Here is a 26578-nt window from a genome sequence, read left to right as displayed (position 1 = left end):
AAAAGATCCCCTTGCGAGGTTTTAACCTGACTAACTGGAAAAGCTAGTTCTGTAGTGGTATAACTGCCATGGACCGGTTATCAGCTCAAGAGATTGTGATATAATTCACAAAGTGAACAGTGTTTGCTCTCGAGGGGTACGGGGATGCTAACAGATTATGTGCCTATTGGAGTCCTCTTCCTGTTGGTGGCTGCATTTGCAATAGCTGCCTTAGCTCTTAGCTACGCACTTTCTCCTAAGAGACCAAATCCAGTGAAAGCCGAGACTTACGAAAGCGGCATCAAACCTACTGGTACTGCTCAGCACAGATACGACATAAGATATTACACCGTCGCAATGTTGTTCGTGCTATTTGATATAGAGGCTATCTTTCTATATCCATGGGCAGTGGTCTACGATCGCATAGGTCTGTATGGCTTGGTAGAGATGTTGCTGTTCATAGTATTGCTACTCATAGCCTATGCCTATGCGTGGCGAAAGGGGGCTTTGGAATGGTCGTAAATACTAGGAATGGAAACAAAAGAGGCAACTTGCTGGAGGCCACCCAGAGAGCTATCTTTGGCTGGGCACGCAAGAGCTCGCTTTGGCCTATGACTTTTGGTCTTGCGTGTTGCGCAATAGAGATGATGTCCGCGAGTGCTGCTAACTACGATGTCATGGAAAGATCTGGGATGTTGTTCAGGCCATCTCCAAGGCAGTCGGATTTAATGATAGTAGCAGGCTCTGTTACCCTAAAGATGGCCCCGGTTTTGCGTAGGCTTTATGATCAGATGCCTGATCCTAAGTGGGTAATATCTATGGGTAGTTGTGCAAGTGCTGGTGGCCCATATCCTACCTATAGTCATTTGCAGGGTGTGGATAAGGTAGTCCCCGTAGATGTTTATGTCCCAGGTTGCCCACCAGTGCCTGAGGCTTTGTTCTACGGTATACTCCAGCTTCAAGGTATGATCCAGCGTGGTGACAGACAGGTGAAGGAGGCTCCCATTGACCCAGAACCCAAGCTCCAACCCACAAGGTAATCAAAGTAATAATGAGCAGCCTCTACCGATAATCAATACGCTTCAGGAACTGTTTCCTGGAGCTATAGAAGAAGTTACCGTCTTTCGAGGAGAAACTACTATAGTTGTCCCTGTGGATAGGCTCATAGATATAGCTCGTGTACTTCGTGATAACCCAACCATGCAGTTCAACTACTTGGTTGATGTGACAGCGGTGGACTGGCTGGGCAGAACACCGAGATTCGACGTTGTATACCACCTATATAGTATCCCTCTCAATCATGCTCTACGTATGAAGGTGCGAGTGGACGATGGTCAACATGTGCCTTCTCTAACTGGGCTGTGGGAGTTGGCTAACTGGGGGGAAAGAGAAACCTACGACATGTTTGGTATAGTTTTTGATGGCCATCCTGATCTACGTAGGATCTTGCTTCCTGAGGACTGGCAGGATGGTTTCCCTCTTAGAAAAGATTTCCCCATAGGCGGCTATGGCATCTGGGCGGCCGAGAATGTGCCTTTTAGGTAATCGAGGGGGCGGCGATGAACACTAGATACGAGATCCATCAGCTTCAAGAAGAGGAAATGGAGCTCAATATGGGGCCTCAGCATCCGAGCACGCATGGGGTGCTGAGAGTAGTGCTCAAGCTTGATGGTGAAACTGTCAAGAAAGCCACACCGTACGTAGGTTACCTACATCGTGGTACTGAGAAGCTAGGAGAGGTTCATAAGTATTATCAGAACGTTCCTCATACGGATAGAATGGATTACCTAGCCGCTCCTTCTAATAATCTGGCATACGTTCAAGCTGTAGAAAAGCTCTTAGGTATAGAAGACGAGATCCCAGATCGCGCTAAATACATGCGCGTCATAATGGCAGAACTGGCACGTATTGCAAGCCACCTAGTCTGGCTGGGCACACACGCAATGGATGTGGGGGCTATATCTGTTTTCCTCTATTGCTTCCGTGAGCGGGAGATGATAATGAGTCTCTTCGAAGAGTACTGTGGTGCCCGACTCACTACCAGCATGATGAAGATAGGTGGTATGCCTGCAGACTTACCTGACAACTGGTTGGATCATTTGGAAGATTTCTTGCGAGTAATGCCTCGTAGGATTGGCGAATATGAGGCATTATTGACCGAAAACCCTATCTGGATAGAGAGAACTAGAGGTGTCGGAGTTATCAGTGCTGAGGATGCAGTGAGCTTCGGTCTTACAGGGGCGTGCCTTAGGGGTTCAGGTGTCAATTATGATGTGCGCAAAGCACAACCTTATCAGGTGTATGACAGGATAGACTTTGATGTGCCTTTGGGCTCTAACGGGGATGTTTACGATCGATACCTCGTCCGTGTAGAGGAGATGAAGCAGGCTCTTAGGATAATAAGGCAAGCGGTTGATCAGATGCCTGATGGCCCCTACGTCGCTGATCTTCCGGAATATGTACTACCGCGTAAGGTTGATGCGATGACTACCATAGAGGGTCAGACAAGGCACTTCGTGCTAACAATCCATGGGTTCAATGCTCCGCCGGGCGAGATATATAAAGCCGTCGAAGCTCCGAAGGGGGAGCTCGGATATTACATAGTGAGTGATGGTAGCAATAAACCTTACAGGATGCATGTCAGAGCTCCAAGCTATTACAATCTAGCATCTTTGCCTAGGATGTCTGAGGGAGGCTCTGTGCAAGACGTGGTGGCTGTTATAGGTAGTATAGACATAGTTCTTGGCGAGGTAGATAGATAACTCGCCTGGGAGGTGTGACTTCCTTGAGGATGGTAAGAGATACTTGGACAGGATCAGAAGAGGATCGAGCCCGTGTAAACAGCATCCTGGATGAGTTTGAAGGGCAGGATCCCATGGAATCCCTTATACCAGCCCTACACAAGATTCAGGCTGCTTACAGGTATATACCAGAAGATGCGGGGCGCATAATCTCAGAGAGGTGGCACATCCCCGAAACAGATATATTCAATGTGGTGTCCTTCTACTCCGACTTTAGTACAGAGCCCAGAGGGAAGAGGATGCTATGGATCTGTGAGGGAGCAGCTTGCTATTTCATGGGGGGGCCTCAGCTAGGAGAGGTTGCTCAGAGCGTATTAGGAATACCATACAACGAGACTACACCGGATGGTGAATGGACCCTGAGAAGGGCTGATTTCTGCTTTGGAGTCTGTCATAGAGCTCCACTAGTTGAGTTGGATCATCATATCTATGGTCCATTATCTCCGGAAGAGCTCAGAGCCCTTATAGCTAATCCACCGGAGCATGGTGCGGAGGAAGAGCATGAATAGGGAGGAATTCATCCGCTTTCGAAAACAATGTGAGGAAAATTGGAATCGAGAAGTTGTTTCCGCTGACAAGCCAGTCATATGGGTCAGTCTTGACTCCGGTGGTATCTATTGTGGATCTCTGGATACGTATCGTGCTATCGAGCAGGAAGCAAAAAAACTAGGTGTTGAGATACTCTTGAAACCAACTGGTGCCTTCGGTACTACTTGGCTTGAGCCTGTAGTAGATATTCAGCTGCCCGGACAACCAAGGGTGCTTTATAAGCACGTAACTGTCGACAAAGTGCCAGAGCTTCTGGAGTCAACCCTTAAGAGGGGTAAGCATCGCGCGGATATGGCTTACGCAAATTTCTCCGATGAATACTTTCAAGGCATACAACCTCTGTCCGCTACCGATTGGTGGAGGCTACAGCATAGGATACTTCTTGCCAATTGTGGTTGGCAGGACCCTGAAAGCCTAGAGGATTATTTGGCTCTCGGTGGCTTCTCAGCTCTGGAGAAAGCCCTATTTGAGATGTCTCAAGATGAGATAATCGCAGAGGTCAAGGCCTCGAACTTACGCGGTAGGGGAGGCGCGGGATTCCCTGCTGGTATCAAGTGGGAGAGTGCTCGCTCTGAGCGCAATAGACCCAAGTATGTCATAGTAAACGCGCACGAGGGAGAGCCTAATGTATTCAAGGATAGGAGGCTTATTGAGGGAGATCCCTATGCCGTAATTGAAGGCCTGATGATTGCCGCCTGGGCAGTAGGTGTAAATGATGGATACATATATGTGGGGTCCGAATATCCTCTTGCTATGGAAAGACTAAACAAGGCTATCAGACGGATGCACCAGGTAGGACTCCTGGGGAAGGACATACTCGGTAGTGGTTTTGACTTTGATATCAAGGTAGTACCTGGTGCAGGGGCCTACATTAGTGGAGAGGCTTCCGCAGCTATATATGGTATTCAAGGTCAGAAGGGCTTTCCTAGGACCAAGCCGCCAAGATCAGCTGAGGCAGGTCTATGGGGCAAGCCGACTGTTGTGAACAACGTGGAAACGCTCGCTAACGTACCTCACATAATTACCAAAGGTGCTCAGTGGTTTGCATCAATAGGCACTGAAAACAGTACCGGCACTAAGGTGTTTTCGCTAGCTGGAGACATAAACCATGTTGGTCTAGTTGAGGCCGATATGGGTATTACTATGCGTGATCTGCTGTTCGTTGCTGGTGGGGGCATGCGTAATGGAGCTAAGTTCAAAGCCGTCTTAGCTGGTGGTATCTCTGGAGGTGCCCTTCCTGAAAGCACCCTAGATCTGACTAATGAGTTTGGGACTCTTGAAGTTGAAGGCTCTATGATGGGCTCAGGTGGTTACATCATCTACGATGAAAAAACCTGCATGGTGGATCTTGCCTTCTATTGCACACGCTTTAACAGAGATGAGTCCTGTGGTAAGTGTGTACCTTGTAGGATAGGTACCAGTGCCCAGCTAGCTATGCTAGACCGTATAATGAAAGGCCTCGGAGAAGAAATAGATATTGATAGACTTACACAATCTAGTGAGGATATTATTGCTTACTCTCTCTGTGGTTTAGGCCAGGCAGCACCCATTCCGGTCTTGAGCGTGTTGAGACATTTCCGTGATGAGGTCGAGGCTCACATACGTGAGAAGCGTTGCCCTGCAGGTGTTTGCAGGATGACTCCGGTGCGCGAGAGAAGAGTGCTGGAATTAATACCCGCTGAAGCAACAGCCTAGAGTTGGAAGGGAATATCATGTCTCAGCAGGATAACATCGAGCAAGTCACACTTACTATAGACGGAAAGCAGGTTACCGTTCCGAAAGGTACGTTTATCCTTCATGCTGCCCGCAAAGCAGGGATTCATATCCCTACCTTCTGCGAGTATCCTGATCTGCGGCCTTTCGGTGCCTGCCGTATGTGCATGGTGGAGATTACGACCCGTAGGGGTACAAGTATAGACATCTCTTGTTCTACGCCGGTTAGCGAGGGGATGGTTGTACAGACCCGATCTCCCAAGGTTAGGGAGGCACAAAGATTCGTAGTTGAAGCTCTACTGGTTGATCATCCTCTTGACTGCCCAGTATGCGATAAGTCTGGAGAATGCGATCTTCAAAACCATGCTTACCTTTCGCAGGTGAGGGTGAATAATCCTTTGCGTAGGCCTAAGATAAGCTGGGAGCTAGAAATGCTCTCAGAGTCTGTGTCCATAAAGCGTGATAGGTGTGTCCTTTGTGGCCGATGTGTCAGGGTGTGTGATGAGTTGGTAGGGGCCACAGCCCTGTCTTGGGCCCAGAGAGGATTCAGATCCTATATAGATGCTGCTTTTGGTGAGGACCTTAAGAAGTCACCTTGTGTCTCCTGTGGGCTTTGTATTCAAGTTTGTCCGGTGGGGGCTCTGCTAAATACCTCCTACCACGATACAGCTCGAGCCTGGTTCCTTACCCACGTGCCTTCAGTTTGTTCCTTCTGCTCTGTAGGATGCTCGATGGACATAAACGTCGAGCAGGAAACCGGTCGGGTAAAGAGGATTACGAGTAATCAAGACACAGGCTTTAATAATCAACTGCTATGTGCGCGAGGATTCTTCGGATTCGAGTTCATAGAAAGTAAAGAGAGATTGAGTACACCTCTTATCAGGAGAGATGGAGAATTAGTTGAGGCCTCCTGGGATGAGGCTATCAAAGAGATTGCTTCTAGACTGCCTGTGTATAAGGGGTCCTTTGGGGCTATTGCCGGAGCCCATTGCACTAACGAAGAGAACTACCTGTTCGGCAAGTTCGTGCGCGGCGTCATGCAGACTAACAATATCGATTACGACACCGGAGGTGGACACGGAGTCTCTGAGAAGGGTCTGAGAGATGTGTTTGGATCTGATGCGGCGACCAATAGCTTCCTAGATGTGATGGAAAATGCTGGTTCTGTGTTGGTGATAGGAAGCAACCTTGATGTAACCCACCCAGTGCTAGCATACAAGCTGCAAACCGCTGTCAGGCGACATCAGATTAAATTGATCGTAGCTTCTCCCAGGCAGGTTCCCCTTGAACAGTTTGCCTCCAAGGTAATTCGATACCGAGAGGGTTCTGAAGCTGAGCTTCTCCAGGGAATCGCAGCCATCATAGCCTCTAGAGGTCAGGTTGACGACATTTATGTCTCGGAGAGGGTAGAGGGCTACGAGGCGTGGCTCAACTCGGTCATCAATATAAATCCATCAAATGTTTCTAGGATAACTGGCGTCTCCGAGGTCGACTTGCTAGAAGTAGCAGATATCTATGCAACTGGCGGTACAGGTGATCTAACCAATAAAAGGCCTTCAGCTATATTCTATTCCACCTCCCTTACTCACCAGCCAAATGGAGAGTTGGTAGATTACGGGGCAGCTGCTTTGGCACTGCTAACCGGAAATATAGGTATTCCTGGTGGTGGAGTACTGGCCTTGAAGATGGCCAACAATTCTCAGGGAGCTGTAGATATGGGTTGTGCTCCATTCTTGCTGCCAGGTGAGTTTAGGGTGGATGACGATGAGGCTCGTTCCCGTCTTGAATCTATGTGGGGGGTAGAGATAGACCCTAATCCTGGCATGGGTCTAGAGCAGATGATTGATGCTGCTCTAGCAGGTGACCTCAAGGCCATGTATATAATGGGTGCCAATCCTGTCGAATCTAGTTACGATTCAGATAAAGTGAGAGCCGCGCTTAGCAACCTAAGCTTCTTAGTCGTGCAAGATATATTCCTTACCGAGACGGCTAAGCTAGCAGACGTCGTACTTCCGGCTTGTAGTTGGGCAGAAAAGGAAGGAACTTATACCAGCGCTGAACGCAGGATACAGTACCTACACAAAGCTATCCCTGCGAGAGGACTATCTGCTGCAGATTGGGGAGTAATTACCCAAATCATGCAGGAGATGGGGTACGAAGTCGGCTACAGGAGTCCTAGGGATATATTTGCCGAGATAACCCGCGTTGTGCCTAGGTATTCTGGTATAACTCTTGAGGATTTGGAGTCTGAACGGAAAGAGATATCTAGGCGACCTGGTAAGGCCTATCGCAGCCTAGCCGTGGACAACATCAAGCGCCATGGGGTTATATGGACTGATGATCCAGATGGCAATCCTATTCTGTATACTCAAACATTCCCTATAGGCAAAGCTAAGCTTATGCCTGTAGTTATGAGAACCGATTTGCCAGATGCAGCGCAGGTATACAAAGAGACTTTGGAACCGTCTCTGTATGTGCAGGGAACCGGTACGATTACGCGTCGATGCCCCACTCTAAAGAGTCTACATGATAATAAGGCTGCTGACAGCTCGCTGGAAAGAGGTAGAGGTGTAGGCGTAGTCAGGGGGCCGCATCTGGAGATGAGTGGATATTCTACTGGACAGCTAACTGAGATCTAGGAGTGGTCTAAGGCGTGGATGTATTAGATGCAGCTATAATGCTAGCCAAAATACTTGTGGTCTTTGTGGTAGTGCTTACTACCATGGCCTACTTGACATATTTCGAGAGAAAGGTATTGGCCCGTATGCAGTCGCGCTTGGGACCTAATAGAACTGGCCCCTATGGCTTGTTGCAGCCTCTGGCAGATGGCCTCAAGCTGTTGACCAAGGAGCCTAATTTACCTGCAAGCGCCGATAAGTTTGTGTTCTTTCTTGCCCCTGTATTGGTCCTGATACCGGCACTAATGGTTTGGGCTGTTATTCCTTTTGGCCCTGCCTTTACGGCCTTTGGTAGGCAGATAGTGCTATCGATCACAGATATTAATGTTGGTCTGTTATATGTACTTGCAATGGGTTCGCTTGGTGTCTATGGGATAGTAATGGCTGGATGGTCATCCAACAACAAGTATGCTGCTCTAGGTGGACTACGCTCTTCGGCTCAGCTCATCAGTTACGAGGCTACGCTTGGAATATCTCTAGTTGGGGCTTTATTGATGGCTGGTAGTCTGAACCTGAGGGATATAGTTGAAGCTCAACAAGGTACTATACTGGGTTTCATACCTAAGTGGTTTATATTGCCTCAAATCCTAGGTTTCACACTATATCTAACGAGTGCCATCGCAGAGACTAACAGGGCGCCATTTGACCTACCCGAGGCTGAGACTGAGCTTGTAGCTGGTTTCCATACTGAGTACTCTGGGTTTCAGTTCGCTATGTTCTTCTTGGGCGAATATATCAATATGTTGGCTGTGTCAGCTATAGCCTCAACGGTGTTTCTAGGTGGTTGGCTTGGCCCCAATATTCCATTCTTGCCCACAGCTATAGAGGGACCAATATGGTTTGCTGTAAAGATGGCTATATTCATTTTCTTCTATGTCTGGCTAAGAGCCACATTACCCAGGTTCAAATATGACCAGCTGATGAGGCTATGCTGGAAAGTTATGTTGCCGTTGGCCTTAGCTAACATACTGATTACTGCCGCGATCAAGCTGGCGTTTTGATGATACTTGAGCTTTCGTTGGTTGACCATAAGGAGGTCGAAAAATGGCTTTACTAGATAGGTTCAAGGGATTCTATGTAGTACTGTCTCAAATGTTGCAGCCACCGGTGACTAGGCAATACCCTAAAGAGCCACGTAAGATGACTCATCGCTTTCGCGGGATCCCAGTACTGGTTACCGACCCTGAGACAGGTGAGGAGAAGTGTACTGCTTGTGGCCTGTGTGCTACAGCGTGTCCTAACAATGTCATCACTATGACAAGTGAGCCTCATGCTACTAAGGGAAGGCACCCAGTAACCTATAATATCCAGGCTCTCAGGTGCCTATTTTGTGGTTTGTGTGTTGAGGCATGTCCTGTAAAAGCTATACAGATGTCTCATCATTTTGAACTTGCATCTACTAGCCGAGATAATCTGCTCTACGATAAGCAGAGACTGCTGGAGTTGGGGCGAGGGATCTACGACGAAGTAGAACAGACGGAGTCTGGTGAGTGGATAGAAGTTACGCGGTTCCCGGAGGAAGTGGAATCACCACAACCTAAGAGAGAGGTGGCTTAGAATTGGATCTGGTTTCCTGGCTCTTTATATTATTTGCTGTTATAGGGCTTTTGGGTGCCGTCATGGTGGTTGTAGCCCGTAACCCTGTGCACTGCGTACTCTTTATGCTGCTGACTTTTGTGAATATTGCTGCGATGTTTGTGCTCCTTGAAGCGCAATTCATCGCTATACTCCAGGTCCTGGTGTACTCAGGCGCTATACTGGTGCTTTTCCTGTTTGTGGTGATGCTTTTACAGCAGGCTGAGAGACCTATCCCTATGCTGGCTGCAAGAGTCCAATTACCTGTGGCTTTGGTTGTAGGTGGTTTGTTTCTACTTGAGATAATAGTTGTAATTTTCGGTAACATTGTTACCGCAGGGCGTAGAGGAGGGGATACTCCTCAAGCAATAGCTCAAGCTGGTGGTAACGTACAGGCTCTTGGGGAGCAGCTCTTTACTAGATGGCTGCTTCCTTTTGAGATTGCTTCGGTCTTGCTCCTTGTAGCAGCTATAGGGGCTTTGTACCTGGCTAAGGAGGATCTGTAGAGATGCATCCACCACTCGAGTGGTATCTACTGTTCAGCGGCGCGCTCTTCACGGTAGGACTAATAGGCGTACTCGTGCGTAGGCATGTTCTCGTGATCTTCATGAGCGTTGAGCTAATGCTCAACGCATGTAACGTCGCTTTGGCTGCTTTTGGTCGCTACTTGAACATAATTGATGCTCAGGTGTTTGTGGTATTTGTGGTGACGGTGGCGGCAGCCGAGGCAGCTATTGGTCTAGCCATCATCCTTGCTTTTGCAAGACATAAAAATACAATCGATGTTGGTGAGATGAATATTCTGAAGGAGTAGGAGTTGGAGGGCTATATTTGGCTTATACCTTTACTGCCATTAGCTGCTTTTGGTTTCAACTTTTTCTTTGGTAAGGGAAGATCAGAACCCCTTATTACTATAATTGCGGCTGGTTCTGTGGCTCTATCCTTCTTGCTCTCCATACTGGTATTCCTGCAAGTGGGTTCGGGTACACATCTTGATTGGAATCTTTATACATGGATAGATTCTGGAAACTTTGATATTAGTATTGGCTTCTATGTAGATGAGCTTGCGGCTATTATGCTCCTAGTAGTTACGGGAGTAAGCTTGCTCGTTCATATATACAGCCGGGGATATATGCATGGTGATCCAGGCTACTATCGATTCTTTGCATATCTTCCACTTTTCACTTTCAGCATGTTGATGCTGGTTCTGGCAAATAATTTCCTGCAGCTGTATTTCTTTTGGGAAGCTGTAGGTTTGTGTTCGTACTTGCTTATAGGTTTCTGGTATGAAAGGCCTTCGGCTTCATTTGCAGCCTTGAAGGCTTTCATTGTAAATAGGGTGGGAGATTTCGGTTTTGGGCTTGGAGTTATATTCACCTTTGTCACTTTTGGTACCTTGTCTTATGCCTCAGTATTTGAGAGGGCTGATACAGCGTCTACGTCGGTGCTTACCGTTATTACTTTGTTATTGTTCATGGGAGCAATGGGCAAGTCTGCTCAATGGCCCTTGCATGTGTGGTTGCCAGATGCGATGGAAGGTCCAACACCAGTAAGTGCACTGATTCATGCAGCGACGATGGTTACGGCAGGCGTCTATATGGTGGCTCGAGCTAATCCTCTATTTGAGGCTGCACAAGGCACACTTACCGTTGTAGCTGTGGTAGGGCTTGTAACAGCTTTGCTTGGAGCTACCATAGGTATAGTTCAGAACGATATTAAGCGTGTTATGGCTTATTCAACTATAAGCCAGCTGGGTTATATGTTCTTTGCCTTAGGTATAGGGGCCTATGTGTCAGCTATCTTTCACTTGTTTACGCATGCTTTCTTCAAAGCGTTGCTGTTCCTTGGAGCTGGTAGTGTCATGCATGCTATGAACGGCGAGACGGACATGCAGAAGATGGGAGGACTTAGAAAGTACATGCCCCATACATTTGCTACTCTGACTATTGGAGGGCTTGCTCTTGCCGGCGTACCTCCCCTCGCAGGCTTCTGGAGTAAAGACGAGATTCTGGGAACTGCTTTCGTTGATCACAAATATTGGATCTATGCTCTGGGCACCTTAGCCTCGTTCTTTACCGCATTTTATATAACTCGACTTATAGCTCTTACTTTTCTGGGTAGTCCGAGATTTGATGAACATGAGATACACCCTCATGAATCTCCTCTGGTTATGACCATACCTCTATGGGTGCTTGCAGTGCTGTCAGTAGTAGCAGGATTTGTTGGAGTTCCTCCAGAGAATGGTTTTATACACAGTTTTCTTTCTGGAGTTTTTGAGCATGGTGAGGAAGCTGCTCACGCTGGTGGTTTCTCTGCCGAAGTCCTAGTTCTGATGGCAGTAGCCACCCTGGTTGCTATAGCTGGGATCTTGTTGGCATTGGGTGTGTATTACTGGCAACTACCGTCTTTGAACCCCAAGGTTTGGGGAGAAAGATTGTCATTTGTCTATAGGTTACTCTGGAACAAGTACTACTTTGATGATCTATATGATGTCTGGTTCGTTAGATCCACCAAGGCACTGGGCAATGTTTTGTGGTTTATAGACTCCGAGGGAGTAGATGGTGCTGTCAACGGAGTCGCTAAGGGGGTATCTACCTCCAGCACTTTGCTGCGTAAGCTACAAACGGGCTTCGTAGGAAACTATGCCTTGATGATCTGTATAGGCATGGTGCTGGTAGTAGCTTACTTGTTCTTCCAAAGGTAATTTAGTTCAGAGACTTACCTGAGGGGTGATGCTTTGACTTACGGAACTAACCAGTTGGGAATACCAATACTCACGTTGACTCTCCTGGTACCTTTGGCTAGTGCTATTCTAGCGGCTTTGGTGCCGGGGAATCGTAAGCACACTATCCGTTGGATAGCCGTCATAGGCTCCGGCATAAACTTGATACTAGCAGCTATTGCTTTGGCCTCTTTCCGTTTTGGCACAGATCAGATCCAGTTGGTCGAAAGGTGGATCTGGGCTCCTTCCTTAAACTTACAATACTACCTTGGTATAGATGGGATATCTGTGCTCTTGTACGGACTAACCGCTTTGCTTTCATTTATAGCCATAGTTTATAGCTTTGGTGTCATAGATCACAGAGTAAAAGAATATTACGTAGCTCTATTGGTACTTGAGACCGGTATGCTTGGGGTATTCGTTACCCTTGATTTACTGCTCTTCTATGTTTTCTTTGAACTAACGTTGATTCCCATGGCTTTGCTTATAGGTATATGGGGGCATGGTAGAAAACTGTATTCTGCGGTTAAGTTCTTTCTGTATACGCTTGCCGGCAGCCTTATCATGTTGGCTGCAATTGCATCGATCTACGTACACACATCATCCACCCCAAACGGTCCTACTCTGAACTACGTTGATCTGCTGAGGACAGCGCCTAATTGGAGCTATACTTGGCAAGTATGGATGTTTTGGGGATTCTTCTTCGCTTTCGCAATCAAGGTGCCTTTGTTTCCTTTCCACACTTGGTTGCCCGATGCTCATGTAGATGCACCAACTGCTGGGAGCATCTTGCTGGCTGGTGTACTGCTAAAGATGGGTGGTTATGGTTTCCTAAGATGGCTTCTCCCCCTAGCTCCTGAGGCGAGTCACGACTTAGCAGTAATACCTATAACCTTGGCAGTTATAGCTATTCTCTATGGAGCTCTGGTGACTCTAGTGCAAAGGGATCTGAAGAAGCTGGTAGCGTATTCTTCAGTAGCTTCTATGGGCTTTGTGGTTCTGGGTATATTTATTTTCAACCTTCACGGGGCCCAGGGAGCTATAGTTCAGATGGTAAGCCATGGCTTCATATCGGGGGCATTGTTCCTAGGTGTTGGGGTCATATACGAGAGATTGCATACTCGGGAGATAGCGAAGCTTGGCGGGCTAGCTACACTAATGGGGCCTTTCGCTTCCCTGTGGGTAATGCTATCCCTGGCCAACTTAGGACTTCCTGGATTCAGTGCGTTTGTAGGGGAGGTCTTAGTGACCTTAGGCACTTGGCTTTATAAACCTTGGCTGGCTTTCCCAGTATATGCTTACATCATACTGTCTGCAGCTTACATGCTTTGGATGGTGGCCAGAGTTTTTTATCTTGGAAAGCCTGAATCAAAGGTTTCTCTTCCGCCAATGAATGTATATCAGGAGGCTATACCTTTGGCTATATTGGTTGGATTGAGCTTCGTACTTGGCGTATGGGCAACGCCTTTCCTTCGGGCTATGGAGCCCTCCCTTGTGACCCTTTTGGGGCATTTAGGGGTTTCCACAGCTGCATCTATTGGAATAAGGTAGTATATTTGTTAGGGTTATCTTATGAGATGAGTGGGGTGTTAGCAAGTGAATGCAAGCCTTCCTAACGTGGACTTTTGGGCGCTTACTCCCATAATCATAGTCTCTATTACTGCTTGTGCTGTATTACTAATCGATATCTTTACTCCAATAAGTAGGGGGAAGGTTTATCCTACTGTTGCTGTCCTGGGGCAAGCTCTTGCATTGATAGTAACACTAGTCCAGCTCGGCGATGCACCTGTAACTACTTTTGGTGGTAGTTGGCGAACAGACAGATTCTCCTTATTCTTTACTATAACCGTGCTGATATCGGGTATCCTGGGGGTGCTTATCTGTGATTCTTGGCTTAGAATAAGAAACCTCGGACGATCTGAGTTCTACACCCTACTGTTATGTTCCGTAGCAGGAGTAATAGTAGCAGCGTCTGCTCATGATCTTATAACTCTGTTCATAGGCATAGAGCTTACCAGCATTCCTACTTACATGCTTACTGGGTTTGCAAAGCATGATCAGAGGTCAAATGAAGCCTCACTTAAATACTTCTTGCTTGGAGCTTTCTCGACTGCTATCCTGCTGTATGGCTTGACTTGGCTATTTGGCATCACAGGTGGCATTACTTATCCGGAGATCGCATCCTTTGGTTTAGGTCCTGGAGAAGCAAGTAAGGTACCTCTACTTTTCGCGGTTCTACTGATTATTGTGGGGCTTGGATTCAAGTCTGCTGCTGTACCGTTCCATATGTGGACCCCAGATGCCTATCAAGGGGCACCTACAGTGGTAACAGCCTTCATGTCTGTGAGTGTAAAGGCTGGTGCTTTTGCTGCTCTGACTCGTTTGATGGTAGAGGCTGTACCTGATCTCTATGGTAGTTGGGGGCCGGTACTAGCTGTGATAGCCGTGTTGACAATGTTTATAGGCAACATAGTTGCAATAGTTCAAGAAGATGTCAAGCGTATGCTTGCTTACTCTAGTGTGGGACACACAGGTTTCATACTAGCTGGTCTTGCAGGATGGGTGCCTAATAATGATATGGCTGTGGCCAGTGTGCTATTCTACTCTTTCGTGTATGTTTTCATGAACTTGGGAGCCTTTGGCATCCTTGCATGGTTGGAGAATCACGGGGGTAATACCCTTTTGGATACGATGGATGGACTCTTCCTTCGATTCCCACAAGCAGCTGGTGCATTGGCAATATTTCTTCTAGCCCTAATGGGGTTTCCTCTGACCGCTGGATTACCAGCTAAGGTGTTCGTCTTCTTGGGTGCCGCGGATGGTGGTTATACTTGGCTGGGTGTATTAGTGTTTGTGGCTAGCATAATTTCCGCTGTGTTTTACTTAAAAGTGATGGTGAGAATGTTCATGTACGAGCCTAAGGTCGCGCTGGCTTCTCCTAGACAGCCAGATATGGCTGTAGCTTTAGGTATATGTGCTATTGCTACTGTACTACTAGGCATAATTTTTATGCCCATTCTTAACTTAGCGTTGTCGGCTGCCTAAGAAAAGTACTTAAAATAAAGACCCCGGGGATTCCAAATCCCCGGGGTCTTTATTTTAACCTATTTTGTCTTACATCATGGTATGCTCCTCGGGATTATCCCAGTACCACGCCTCGGGATCATATACAGCCGGTGTGGGATGTATCCAAGGATCAGTAAAACCTCCCTGTCCCCAGGCTTTCAGGTCCTCATGTGTGGGTACATTCATCAGCCCATCTTTTACTAGTACGGCTCTTGGGAAGTTGGCAACCGTTCCCTGAACAAACGGGCCATTGTCTACATGTACTTTGATCATGTCCCAAACTAGTTGAGTTCTCTTCATGAAGTCGGGTTCTGTCTTGCTTTGATCAAGCAGCTTCCACAGCTGCTTGATTGCAGGTTCACATTCCTTATCGAAAGGACCTATTCTTGGTGGAGTCCTTTGCCATGGGTTAACGTTCTTCTGTTGGTTCTCTTTAGGTGTACCTCTGAGGTCGTACCATTGCCCATGTAATGGTGCCCATCGAGAGTACTCCATGGGTACTAGCCACTGTGGATATACCAGGTGATTGGGACCATCACCTATACCCCAGTCGGCATTAGACATAAGCTTACCAGCTTTCCAACGATCATCGCGGCCAGTAGGAGGTACCGGGTTGAGCCTTGCGTTTATGCCTATTGCTTTCCAGTCGCGAACTAAGAGTTCATCATTTCTTACGGCTTCTCCGTCCTGCGGCTGATCTGCTCCAAAGTCCAACGTAAGTAGCAGCTTTTTACCATTAGGTAGCTCTCTAAATCCATCCCCGTCCTTATCCACGACGCCTATTTCATCCAATAACTGTTTGGCCTTATCGGGGTTGTACTCTACGGCGCTGTCTCGCCAGGACTTGTAGACCTGCTTACCCTGGTCATTAATTACGTACTCGATAGCCTTCGGACTGAATGTTCCTGTGGTTAGCTCCCCTTGATTTAGGTAAAGCAAAGCTTGTACTTGCTTCCTGTTAGCAGCATGTGATAGGGCTTTTCTGAACTTAGGATTGCGGATAAGTTCTCGCAGGTCATCTTCAATGAAGTCTTGACTGAAGAATATGGCTGCCCCTGACCCCGATCCTGAGTCCCATAGTCTGACTCTAAATTTGCTTCTAGGCTCGGCTTGCTTGAATATAGATATCTGTGATAGCGGTACTGGTATAAAGTGTGGAGCCCAATCAGCTTCACCCTGGGTGTACTTTAGTTTTAGGACCTCCTTATCCTGTATGTACTGAGAGGTCATAGTGTCGATGTAAGGCAGCTGGTTGCCCCACTTGTCCACACACCAGTAGTAGGGGTTGCGCTCCCATACGCAGTTCTGCCCCTTCTTGTAGGACTTGAGCTTCCAACCTGTGAGGGTCGGACACTCTGGGTTGGTTGCAAAGTCCACAGCCTTGCCTTCAGGGTAGTTGAAGTCGTTGGCCCAATCCTTCTTGACATTCGGGTTGTACTTCTTGTGGAACTTCTGCGCATAGTGCTTGGGTACTGCCCAGCTAGGTCCTATACCTCTATTGACCCACATCGCCATTCTGTCTGCTGTCAGGGGCGACGGAGCATCAAAGATCATCTGGAAGGTGTAGTCATCTACCTTCTTGAACTTGGCCAAAGTCCCTTTGCCAGACCTGGCCTCGTCAGGTGGTCCCTCAGCGACCTCCTCGTTCAGACACATATCCTCCCACCAGAAGAGGACGTCGTCCACGGTGAATGGCTCTCCATCCGACCACTTGATGCCCTCCCTGATGTGGAAGGTCCAGGTGGATAGATCCTCGTTGGCCTCCCAGGACTCCACCCAACCACCACTGATCGCTAGACCATCCTTGTGCCACCTCAGAGGCGAGTTGCCGTACATCGACTCCTGGATGAAATGGGACATTCCCCACTCATCCCAATAAAGGTGCCGCAGGTTTCCGCCGTACTTGCCCTCCTTGAGCCAGGGGTGAGGCACGACGTAGGGGTTCTTGGGTAGCCTCTCCTGCACAGGTGGCAGCTTGCCAGCCTTGACCATCTCAGCCAGCATCGGCGCTTCCTTCAGTGTGGATGGTGCCGCAGGCGGCTTGATGATCTGCACACCCGTGGTACCTTCTGGCTGCCCAGTAGTGGCGGTCACAGTGGCCCCTACCGCTGGCGGAGTCATGCCAGCTGAAGGAGATGGGCTAGCTGCCGAAGGGGATGGACTAGCCGCTGACGGGGAAGGGCTGGCACCAGATGGGGATGGGGATGGACTAGCTGCTGAAGGGGAAGGCGAAGCCCCAGTAGATGCTGTGGGTGTGGTACCAGTGGTACCTCCACCACAGGCCACTAGGATCGCGCTCCCAGCCGCTACAGCCGAGAACTTGAGAAATCTCCTCCTACTTATTCTGTTAGACATTACACACTCCTCCTGCTTTTTGGGCCTCCCCGCATTTTTGAGACCTCTGCAAAATTTATAAAACGATTTCAGAGACGTGTCAATAGTCGACATGAGCTTAATCTCCAACTTTGACGCATTAGTAATAGTTACCCTAGAGATTGCTTCCCATAAGTCTCAAATAGATAACCTATACTGCAAGTTGGTTTGATCCGTTACACATCATTCAAGGTGTGTTAAGATATGAGATCAGAAGATACTTTCTACCTCGTGTGAAGGAGACACGTTTTGTGAGCGCCATATCGATTGATGTCCCTCTATCTCCCACCCGAGATCCTGACAAACTACGCGAGATAGCTCGCAAGATAAGGTCTTTGGTACTCAAAAGTGTTTATCATGCTGGAGCTGGACATATAGGCGGGCCACTATCGGCAGCGGATATACTTGCTACATTATATTTTGCTGTGCTGAACGTCGATCCCTCAAATCCTGAGTGGGATGATCGTGATAGGTTTATTCTTTCTAAAGGGCATTCAGCTGTAGGCTACTATGCAGCTTTAGCCCTGCGTGGTTATTTCCCGGTAGAGGAACTGCAAACTTTTGATGCTATCAATTCCAGGTTACAAGGGCATCCAGATATGACGGCTACTCCTGGAGTAGATATGTCTACCGGAAGCTTAGGTCAAGGACTATCGGTTGGTTTAGGTATGGCTCTAGGAGCTAAGGTGTTAGGGAAGGATTTTCACGTCTGGGTACTAATTGGGGATGGAGAGATGCAGGAAGGCCAGATTTGGGAGGCGATACACACCGCACCAAGATTCCATCTGGATAACCTTATAGCTATTCTTGATTACAATGGACTTTCGCAGTATGGTTGGACTAGTTCACCATCAGGGTATAGGGATGTCCATAGGGAGCCTCCAATAGTGAATCCAGGTGATAAGGTGCGTGCTTTTGGTTGGAATGTTATTGAGATAGACGGTCATGATCCTCAGCAGATACTTAGTGCTTGTGACTTGGCTAAGGCTCATAATGGCGTGCCCACCTTTATTGTCGCTCACACCATAAAGGGTAAAGGGGTGTCGTTTATGGAAGGTCAGTATCCATGGCACTCTAAGCCTCTCACATTAGAGGACTTGAACAAAGCCCTCGGGGAGCTGGGTGAGCCGGAGGTGGCTGAGTGACGAGTGAAACTTTACGCCTTGGAAAAGCCATGCGAGATGTTTGGGGTGATACCCTATGTGAGATCATGGCCAATGACCAAAAGGTAGTGGTACTGGATGGCGATCTGGCGAATTCTACGAAGGCAGATAAGGTTGCTGAGCGATTCCCCGATAGATTCTTCCAGATGGGGATAGCTGAACAGAATATGGCAGGTGTAGCTGCAGGTTTGGCTTCTGTTGGACTGATTCCATGGCTGAGCTCTTTTGCTGTCTTCCTTACTAAAAGAGATTTGGATCAGGTACGTATGACGATAGCTCAGACCAAACTACCTGTAAAACTGGGAGCTGGTTACAGCGGTATTCTTACAGGTTTTACTGGTAAGACTCATCAATCAGTAGAGGATATAACTGTATATCGGGCTATGCCAAATATGACGGTGATAGCGCCAGCAGATGAGATAGAGTGTAGACAGGCTATATATGCTGCTACTTACTATCCTGGTCCTGTCTACTTTAGGTTGACCAGGGATCCAAGTCCTCTAATTTTTGATGACGCATATAAATTCGAACTTGGAAAGGGTGTGGTCCTTCGCCAAGGCAAGGATGTAGCCATCATCTCTACTGGTGTGCAGACTGCGCGCGCTGTTCAGGCTGCTGGTATGCTTGAGGCACAGAATGTATCTGTGTACTTACTACACCTACCAACTATCAAACCATTAGATACAGAGGCTATTCTTGCTGCTGCCGAAGCCACCAACCGAGTTGTTACGGCTGAAGAACACTCGATCCTAGGTGGCCTGGGGGGTGCAGTTGCCGAGGTGTTAGGTGAGAAGAGGCCAACCCGGATGGTTCGCGTCGGCCTAAGAGACGTGTTTGGGGAATCAGGGCCTAATGATGCGCTCCTGGAAAAATATGGTCTTACGCCGCGACACATAGTTGCCGCTGCTATGGGACTATTGGAGGGTCGAGATGCCTAAGCTAAGGATGGCATTGCTAGGTGCTGGCAGGATAGGTAGATTTCATGCTCGAACTATTGCCTATAATGTGCCGAATGCACAGCTATATTTTATAGCTGACGTGGCTGGCTCACTAGCGGAATCTTTAGCTAAGGAACTTGAGGTTGAACGTTGGAGTGATGACCCACTAGAAGCCATCGAACGCCCCGACATTGATGCTGTAGTGATCGCTACACCTGGTAACACTCATGCAGCACTTATTCAGGCCTCAGCATCTGCTGGAAAGCATATTTTTTGTGAGAAACCCATAGCCCTAGAGTTACCAGAGATAGATAATGCTCTTGAAGTGGTTGAAAGGCATGGCGTCAAGCTTCAGATAGGTTTCCAGAGACGTTTTGATCCAGGGTTCTTGAGAGCCCGAGAAATGATCAAGAGGGGCGAGCTAGGTAAGCTCTACATGTTGAGGTCTGTTACAAGGGATCCACAACTGCCGGATGAGAATTACATGAAGACCTGTGGTGGCTTGTTCAGGGACACTATGGTACACGACTTTGATATCATTCGGTTCTTATCCGGGTTAGAAGTTGAGGAGATCTATGCTACCGGATCAGCTCTAGTGGACCCAATAGTTGAGCGTTACCAAGATGTGGATAACGCAGTCGTGGTCATGAAGCTACAAGGGGGAATAATCGCTACTATAGAAAACAGCCGCGAGGCAGTTTACGGATACGATGTACGCGCTGAAGTGCTCGGTTCGGAAGGTGCTATAAGGATAGAACATTCTCATGAAACTCCCGTTACTTATTACGGCCGACAAGGGGTCTGTGAGGATCATGTTTACTGGTTCATAGAGAGGTTTGCTTCCGCCTATCAAGCAGAAATGCTTTCTTTCATCCAGAGCGTGATCGAAGATACCGAACCCGCTGTGACCGGAATAGATGGTAGGAAGGCTACCGCGTTGGGACTAGCCGCTGATCGATCCCTAAGAATAGGTAAACCAGTGAGAGTGGAAGGTTTGTGAGAGCTTGAAATTTCAGGAGGAAGGCTATGAGTGTTAATGCAAAGGGTAGGTTGATCAAGAGGACATCTGCTACTCCTTCAGCTGATGGTACAGTGCTCGAGGTTAGCCAGGAAGAAGCAGGTTGGCAATATGTTAGCTTCAAGGTGTGGAGGCTCCATCAAGGGCAATCTATAGAGGATGGCACACGTAATGAGGAAGTAGGTTTGGTCGTATTGAGTGGCAAAGTGACGGTGGAGACACCATCAGCAACTTGGGATGATATAGGTAAGCGCAGTAGTGTCTTCGAGGGGAAGCCTTATGTGGTATACCTTCCTCCTGGGATGCCGTTTGTTATATCGGCGGTAAGTGACTGTGAGATAGCACGTTGTGGGTCAAGAGCTGAGAAGGGTGCATCGCCAAGGTTAGTAACCCCTGAAGAGATATCCGAAGAGATCAGAGGTGAAGGCAACGCCCAACGAGTCATCAGGCATCTCTACGAGGCAGATCGTCCGGCTCAGCACATATTTCTGGTCGAGGCTATAACACCTAGTGGAAATTGGTCTAGCTATCCACCACATAAGCATGATAGAAACGATCCTCCAAATGAAACCTACCTAGAGGAGACGTATTATCACCGCTTCAGGCCGGAGCAGGGATTTGGCTATCAGAGAGTTTATACAGATGATAGAGATTTGGATGAGGTCCTACTCATCCAGGACGGTGACTTAGTAATGGTCCCAAGAGGGTATCATCCCGTCGTGACTGCCCCGGGGTATGATCTGTATTATCTGAACGTTATGGCTGGCCCGATTAGGCAATGGAGGTTCAAAGACGATCCGGCGCATGCCTGGGTAGCCTCTTCATGGAAGCCTTATGGGGGATGAGGAGATGGCAACCTTTAAACTCACTACAGCACAAGCGATAGTTAAGTTTCTAAGTGCTCAATACACTGAGAGAGATGGTATCGAGCACAAGATGTTTCGTGGGGTGTTTGGGATATTTGGGCACGGCAACGTGACGGGGTTGGGTCAGGCACTGGAGGAAATGGGGCAAGATCTGCCTTACTATAGACCGCAAAATGAGCAAGCAATGGTGCATACTTCTGCTGCCTATGCCAAGATGAAGAACAGGTTAGAGATGTTTGCCTGTACCTCTTCAGTTGGGCCTGGTGCTACTAACATGGTAACTGGAGCTGCTACGGCTACAGTCAATAGGCTACCTGTTCTGCTGCTTCCCGGTGATACCTTTGCCTCAAGGCTTCCTCATCCTGTTCTCCAGCAGCTTGAGCATCCTCTAATGAGAGAGACTACGGTCAATGATGCTTTCAGGCCAGTCTCGAGATTTTGGGATAGGATCACGAGACCAGAACAGGTGCTAGATAGTTTGCCTGAGGCTATGAGGATTCTTACGGATCAGTCAGAAACTGGGGCAGTTACTATTTGTCTTCCTGAAGATGTACAGACGGAAGCTTATGATTATCCAGAGAGTTTCTTTGAGAAGCATGTTCATAGAATTGTACGAACCGTGCCTCCAGAATCACAAATAGTTGAAGCCGCACAGATGATACAGGACTCTAAAAGACCGTTGATAGTTTCGGGTGGAGGAGCTATATATTCTGAAGCATCTGAAGTCCTCGATAAATTCACAAGTACTTTTGGAATCCCTCTCAGCGAGACCCAAGCAGGTAAGGGGGTATTGCCCTGGAATCATGATTGGAATGTGGGGCCTATAGGATCCAATGGGGGATTAGCTGCTAACAGGCTTGCACGCGATGCTGACCTAGTAATATGCGTGGGCACTAGGCTTCAGGACTTTACTACTGCTTCCAAAACTGCTTTTCAGAACCCTGAGGTGCGTTTTATAGGAATCAATATTGCCTCTATGGACGCACATAAGCTGGGGGCTTTGCCGTTGGTAGGTGATGCCCGTAACACTCTTGAAGCTTTATATGGGGCTTTGATCGGCCGGGGGTTCAGTACTTCAGAGGAGTACAGGCATGATGTGGCTAACCTCAAGAGGCTCTGGGATGCTGCTGTGGATGAAGAACGATCTCGTACCATAGCTGGGAAGCTTACAGAGGCTAATGTCATCAAGATAGTCAACGAGTTTAGTAGACCTCAAGATGTGGTGGTATGCGCTGCTGGTGGACTGCCAGGAGATTTGCTTAAGCTCTGGAGAGCTTGTGACCCGAAGGGCTATCATCTTGAGTATGGCTACTCCTGTATGGGTTACGAGATAGCTGGCGGCTTAGGAGTCAAGATGGCAGACCCGTCCAGAGAAGTTTATGTGATGGTCGGGGATGGCAGCTACCTTATGCTTCATACGGAGATCGTGACCTCGTTGCAGGAAGGTTACAAACTGACGATAGTCGTGGTGGATAATTCTGGCTTTCAGTGTATACGGGGCCTACAAATAAGCTCGGGCTCACCTTCGTTCGGTAACGAGCTAAGATATAGGGATAAAAGCACTAACAGGCTTGAGGGTCCGTATATGCAGATAGACTTTGCCAAAAATGCTGAAAGCCTCGGGGCAGTGGGTATGTTTGCTGATAACGCGGCAGATCTCAGATCTGCTTTGGAGCGCGCCTCTAAAGCAGATAGGACTGTGGTTATACATGTACCTGTAGATCCTGATGCCAAAGTCTCGTCCTTTGAAAGCTGGTGGGATGTTCCTGTAGCAGAGGTATCTTCGGAGGAATCGGTAATCAGGGCCAGAAAGGAGTATGAGTCTGCGAGAGAGAAGCAACGCTTCTACTACTAGGGCTCCCATAGGTGTAGGTATCATCGGCCTCGGCAGGATAGGGGCCTTGCATGCTGATCATCTTATGAATGCTGTCCGAGGAGCAAGGTTAGTTAGAGCTGCAGTTGATCCTGCTCATAAGAAGCAGCTTGAGGCTGAGGGTTATCCTATACCACTTACTGATGACCCTGGTGCTTTGGTAAATGATCCTGAGGTGGAGGCGATAGTTATAGCTTCGCCCTCCATCTTTCATTATGAGCACATAGTCCTGGTTACTGAAGCACGTAAGCCACTGTTTTGCGAGAAACCACTTGCCGACAATGTCCCGGATGCTATGAGGGCAGCTGATAAGATAAGAGCATCTGGTATCCCCTTTCAGATTGGTTTTCAACGTAGGTTTGATCCTGGCTACAGAAGAGCTCGTCAGCTGATAGAGCAGGGGTGTATAGGAGTACCAGAGCTATTTAAGGGCGTAACTTGTGATCGCATTCCATCTATAGACTATCTGAAGACCAGCGGAGGGTTGTTCTGGGACTTGGGTGTGCACGATTTCGATGCAGCGCGTTTCTTGACGGGGTTGGAGATAGAGTCTGTGTATGCTCATGGAGCTGTACTCGTGGATAAGCAGCTAGAAGAAATCGATGACGTAGATTATGGACTTGTTATCCTCAGGCTTTCTAATGGGGCTGTGGGTGTCGTACATAACGCTTGGAGGGCTCCCTGGGGTTATGAGATTCGTGCTGAAGTATATGGTTCAGAAGGCAAGGTAGTAACCGAGCTAGATGAGAAGTTTCCTACCAGGTTGTATGATCGAAGAGGGATAGTAATAGACAGGCATACACTATTTACAGAAAGATTTCGCGACGCATACAGGGACGAGATACAAGCTTTTGTTGATGCAATAGTAGCTGGAAAGAACCCTTCTCCAGGAGTAGAGGATGCTGTTAGGGCTCTTTTGGTAGCTGATGCAGCAACTAGAAGTAGAAAAAGCCAAGATTGGGTTCAAATTCCTTTATGAATCTAGGGGTAAGGGGATGAGCAGTTACGTACTTTTACGTAAGGTAAAACTCCGTACTGAGCAGATACCGACTTGGATGGGAGGTGGAGATGCAGTTAGTCACCTGGAGATTATTCGATATAAGGGGGATGTAGGTTGTTATCTCTTTTATCTAAGTAAGGACGGACGCCCGCAAGCAGATATTTACTATGATACTGAAGAAGATGCCATGCTTCAGGCTTGTAGAGAGTTTGGCATTGAGCCCGATGAATGGGAGATAGTTACGCAAGAAGAATAGCAAGCTGAGAGGGTTGGTAGATATGCCTCTTAATGTTAGCGTAGGCACGGCTCCTATAAATTGGAACAACGTTGACGTACCAGGCTACAGGCCTCCCACGCCTTATGAACAGATGCTTGACGAGATGGCACAAGCCGGTTACGAAGGTACAGAGATAGGTCGAGACTTCCCTACAGATCCCAATAAACTGCTAGATGACTTAGCTAGAAGGGGACTTAGGCCGGCTTCTCAATATTGTCCTACTAACCTCAGATCCAGGGCCAATCATGCAGCTGATATTGAATTGGTTACTCGTACAGCCAAGTTTCTTAGCTCCATTGGAGTTGATGTGGTAGTCGTAGCAGATTCGGGTTCTCCTGAACGTTGGGCCATGGCAGGACACGTACCTGAGGATGCTGAGATGGTTGAAGATGAATGGTTGTCAATGGCTGAGGGCCTACATAGGATTGCGGATGTCTGCGCCCAATTGGGAGTTAGGGTTGCTTTTCATAACCATGCGGGCACATACGTGGAAACAGAGAGGGAGTTAGACAAGCTAATGGGTTTGACCGATCCTTATAAGATTGGTCTTTGCTTGGATGTGGGACACCTCCTATATGGTGGGGGCGATGTCCTAGAGGTATGTAAGAAATATGGTGATCGTATCATATACGTGCACCTAAAAGATGTAGATATGGACGTGCTTGATAAGTGTAAACAAGAAGACTTGGGATTTAGAGAAGCCCTCTATATGGGTATTTTTACTGAATTTGGGAAAGGCGGCCTGGACTTCAGAGGCTTTTTCAGTGCCTTGGACGAGCACAATTACTCTGGATGGGTCATTGTCGAGCAAGATACCACTAAGCTATCGCCGCTTGAGTCCGCAAGACATAATCGTCAGTTTCTAAGAGAAAATTTTGGCATATAAGTCAAATTAGCACTGCTCATAAGAAAGGGTAGGATGGGAGTCTAACCTTACTCCGCTGGTTATGGTGTGTTATACTGGTGAGTGTATAAAACGCACGTTCCCGGATGGCTAGGTCCTGCCAGATATGTGTTCTGGTCCCTGGTTGTGGAAGGGAGCGGAGGATTATAAAAAAGGAGGTTGTCATTTGGCAAACGTAATCAATATGAAGGCTTTGTTGGAAGCAGGCGTTCACTTTGGGCATCAGGCAAAGCGCTGGAACCCAAAGATGAAGCCTTATATATTCACCGAGCGCAATGGTATCCATATAATTGATCTGGCTCAGACCGTACGTGCGCTCAACGAAGCTTATGACTTTGTTGCCGATACTGTGGCTAATGGCGGCACAGTCCTTTTTGTTGGTACCAAGAAGCAGGCTCAGGATGCCATAGCAGAAGAAGCAACCCGTGCTGGGCAGTTCTACGTTAACCAGCGTTGGATGGGTGGTATGCTCACCAACTTTGTTACCATCAAGTCCAGGCTCCGTACTATGGAAGAGCTGGAGCGTAGAAAGCTTGAAGGCGACTTTGACCGCCTACCTAAAAAAGAAGCCCTAAAGCTCGAGAGGGAGCTTGAGAGGCTCAATAAGATGCTGGGCGGTCTAAGAGGTATGGATAGTTTGCCTTCCATTGTTTACGTGGTTGATCCACGGAAGGAATACATAGCAGTATCGGAAGCCAATAGATTGGGCATTCCAGTAGTAGCTATGGTAGACACCAACTGCGACCCGGATGTAATAGACTGGGTAATACCAGCGAATGATGATGCCATTAGAGCGGTTAGGCTGATAACCAGCAAGATAGCTGATGCTGCTCTTGAAGGCAGAATGCGTAGAGAGAGCCTAGCTGCTGAAGAAGGTGAAGAGGTCTTTGTCGAAGGGCCAGAGGTGATAGAAGAGCTACAGACGGTCTTTGAGCCAGAGGAATCTGCGCCTGCTGCAACACAGAGTAGTAGTGAGACAAGCGCTGAGAGCTCGGATGAAGCGTCCGAGAGTGAGTCAGATCTAGCCACCGTGTAGGTTTATCCCTAAATATAGGGTGCAAGTCGGAGGGTAGGGGCGGTGCT

General features: G+C 48.0%; 24 protein-coding genes. 23 read left to right on the top strand and 1 reads right to left on the bottom strand.

Annotated elements, in window-relative coordinates:
• Positions 1 to 144 precede the first annotated feature (144 nt).
• From N2245_RS02175 to N2245_RS02110, 14 genes are read left to right on the top strand one after another with little or no spacing between them, the layout of a single operon-like run.
• Entirely contained in the window at positions 145 to 501 is a 357-nt protein-coding gene (locus N2245_RS02175) for an NADH-quinone oxidoreductase subunit A (protein WP_494535088.1), read from the top strand.
• Positions 492 to 1019 (top strand): NADH-quinone oxidoreductase subunit B, encoded by a 528-nt coding sequence (locus N2245_RS02170; protein ID WP_012875483.1) that lies wholly within the window; start codon positions 492 to 494, stop codon positions 1017 to 1019. Before N2245_RS02175 ends, N2245_RS02170 begins: the two co-directional genes overlap by 10 nt.
• Positions 1020 to 1047: 28 nt before the next feature.
• A complete protein-coding gene (locus N2245_RS02165; protein WP_494535223.1) occupies positions 1048 to 1524 on the top strand; it encodes an NADH-quinone oxidoreductase subunit C in 477 nt (158 codons plus the stop codon).
• 14 nt (positions 1525 to 1538) lie between these two features.
• A complete protein-coding gene (nuoD, locus tag N2245_RS02160) occupies positions 1539 to 2741 on the top strand; it encodes an NADH dehydrogenase (quinone) subunit D (RefSeq protein ID WP_494535087.1) in 1203 nt (400 codons plus the stop codon).
• A 29-nt stretch (positions 2742 to 2770) separates the two neighbouring features.
• Positions 2771 to 3289: an NADH-quinone oxidoreductase subunit NuoE family protein gene (locus tag N2245_RS02155; RefSeq protein ID WP_494535222.1), complete on the top strand. Its 519-nt coding sequence runs from the start codon at positions 2771 to 2773 to the stop codon at positions 3287 to 3289.
• Positions 3282 to 5024, top strand: a complete 1743-nt coding sequence (gene nuoF, locus N2245_RS02150; RefSeq protein WP_494535086.1) for an NADH-quinone oxidoreductase subunit NuoF — start codon at positions 3282 to 3284, stop codon at positions 5022 to 5024. Before N2245_RS02155 ends, nuoF begins: the two co-directional genes overlap by 8 nt.
• Positions 5025 to 5041: 17 nt before the next feature.
• Positions 5042 to 7681: a molybdopterin-dependent oxidoreductase gene (locus N2245_RS02145; RefSeq protein ID WP_494535085.1), complete on the top strand. Its 2640-nt coding sequence runs from the start codon at positions 5042 to 5044 to the stop codon at positions 7679 to 7681.
• Between the two features lie 38 nt (positions 7682 to 7719).
• On the top strand, positions 7720 to 8721 hold the full coding sequence (gene nuoH / locus N2245_RS02140; RefSeq protein WP_494535221.1) for an NADH-quinone oxidoreductase subunit NuoH: 1002 nt from the start codon (positions 7720 to 7722) through the stop codon (positions 8719 to 8721).
• 43 nt (positions 8722 to 8764) lie between these two features.
• The gene (locus tag N2245_RS02135; protein ID WP_012875476.1) at positions 8765 to 9277 is read left to right on the top strand and encodes a NuoI/complex I 23 kDa subunit family protein; all 513 of its coding nucleotides are present in this window, start codon (positions 8765 to 8767) and stop codon (positions 9275 to 9277) included.
• A 2-nt stretch (positions 9278 to 9279) separates the two neighbouring features.
• Complete coding sequence (locus N2245_RS02130; protein WP_494535084.1) at positions 9280 to 9801, top strand: NADH-quinone oxidoreductase subunit J; 522 nt, start codon at positions 9280 to 9282, stop codon at positions 9799 to 9801.
• A gap of 2 nt (positions 9802 to 9803) precedes the next feature.
• Positions 9804 to 10109, top strand: coding sequence for an NADH-quinone oxidoreductase subunit NuoK (gene nuoK, locus N2245_RS02125; RefSeq protein WP_494535083.1), 306 nt, complete (start codon positions 9804 to 9806; stop codon positions 10107 to 10109).
• Between the two features lie 3 nt (positions 10110 to 10112).
• Positions 10113 to 11999 carry an NADH-quinone oxidoreductase subunit L gene (gene nuoL, locus N2245_RS02120; RefSeq protein WP_494535082.1) on the top strand — a complete coding sequence of 629 codons (1887 nt, stop codon included), beginning with the start codon at positions 10113 to 10115 and terminating at the stop codon, positions 11997 to 11999.
• A 33-nt stretch (positions 12000 to 12032) separates the two neighbouring features.
• Positions 12033 to 13568, top strand: coding sequence for a complex I subunit 4 family protein (locus tag N2245_RS02115; RefSeq protein ID WP_494535081.1), 1536 nt, complete (start codon positions 12033 to 12035; stop codon positions 13566 to 13568).
• Between the two features lie 45 nt (positions 13569 to 13613).
• The gene (locus tag N2245_RS02110; protein ID WP_494535080.1) at positions 13614 to 15062 is read left to right on the top strand and encodes an NADH-quinone oxidoreductase subunit N; all 1449 of its coding nucleotides are present in this window, start codon (positions 13614 to 13616) and stop codon (positions 15060 to 15062) included.
• Between the two features lie 69 nt (positions 15063 to 15131).
• On the opposite strand, the gene N2245_RS02105 is transcribed toward N2245_RS02110, so the two are convergent.
• Positions 15132 to 17438: an ABC transporter substrate-binding protein gene (locus N2245_RS02105; protein ID WP_494535079.1), complete on the bottom strand. Its 2307-nt coding sequence runs from the start codon at positions 17436 to 17438 to the stop codon at positions 15132 to 15134.
• 269 nt (positions 17439 to 17707) lie between these two features.
• On the opposite strand from N2245_RS02105, the gene N2245_RS02100 reads away from it, so the two are divergent.
• The 9 genes from N2245_RS02100 to rpsB all read left to right on the top strand — a co-directional run bounded on the left by N2245_RS02100 (position 17708) and on the right by rpsB (position 26531).
• Positions 17708 to 18601, top strand: a complete 894-nt coding sequence (locus tag N2245_RS02100) for a transketolase (RefSeq protein WP_494535078.1) — start codon at positions 17708 to 17710, stop codon at positions 18599 to 18601.
• Complete coding sequence (locus N2245_RS02095; RefSeq protein ID WP_494535077.1) at positions 18598 to 19557, top strand: transketolase family protein; 960 nt, start codon at positions 18598 to 18600, stop codon at positions 19555 to 19557. The genes N2245_RS02100 and N2245_RS02095 overlap by 4 nt, the downstream gene beginning before the upstream one ends.
• Positions 19550 to 20557 (top strand): inositol 2-dehydrogenase, encoded by a 1008-nt coding sequence (iolG, locus tag N2245_RS02090; protein WP_494535076.1) that lies wholly within the window; start codon positions 19550 to 19552, stop codon positions 20555 to 20557. Before N2245_RS02095 ends, iolG (N2245_RS02090) begins: the two co-directional genes overlap by 8 nt.
• A 26-nt stretch (positions 20558 to 20583) precedes the next feature.
• Positions 20584 to 21420: a 5-deoxy-glucuronate isomerase gene (gene iolB / locus N2245_RS02085; protein WP_494535075.1), complete on the top strand. Its 837-nt coding sequence runs from the start codon at positions 20584 to 20586 to the stop codon at positions 21418 to 21420.
• 4 nt (positions 21421 to 21424) lie between these two features.
• The gene (iolD, locus tag N2245_RS02080) at positions 21425 to 23296 is read left to right on the top strand and encodes a 3D-(3,5/4)-trihydroxycyclohexane-1,2-dione acylhydrolase (decyclizing) (RefSeq protein ID WP_494535074.1); all 1872 of its coding nucleotides are present in this window, start codon (positions 21425 to 21427) and stop codon (positions 23294 to 23296) included.
• A complete protein-coding gene (gene iolG / locus N2245_RS02075) occupies positions 23259 to 24293 on the top strand; it encodes an inositol 2-dehydrogenase (protein ID WP_494535073.1) in 1035 nt (344 codons plus the stop codon). The genes iolD and iolG (N2245_RS02075) overlap by 38 nt, the downstream gene beginning before the upstream one ends.
• Positions 24294 to 24309: 16 nt before the next feature.
• On the top strand, positions 24310 to 24570 hold the full coding sequence (locus N2245_RS02070) for a hypothetical protein (RefSeq protein ID WP_494535072.1): 261 nt from the start codon (positions 24310 to 24312) through the stop codon (positions 24568 to 24570).
• A gap of 22 nt (positions 24571 to 24592) precedes the next feature.
• Positions 24593 to 25477 carry a sugar phosphate isomerase/epimerase family protein gene (locus tag N2245_RS02065; RefSeq protein WP_494535071.1) on the top strand — a complete coding sequence of 295 codons (885 nt, stop codon included), beginning with the start codon at positions 24593 to 24595 and terminating at the stop codon, positions 25475 to 25477.
• Between the two features lie 202 nt (positions 25478 to 25679).
• Positions 25680 to 26531, top strand: coding sequence for a 30S ribosomal protein S2 (rpsB, locus tag N2245_RS02060; protein ID WP_494535220.1), 852 nt, complete (start codon positions 25680 to 25682; stop codon positions 26529 to 26531).
• Positions 26532 to 26578: the final 47 nt, after the last annotated feature.

Source organism: Thermobaculum sp. T2p (genome assembly GCF_059335935.1).
This window is presented reverse-complemented; position numbering and strand designations above follow the sequence as displayed.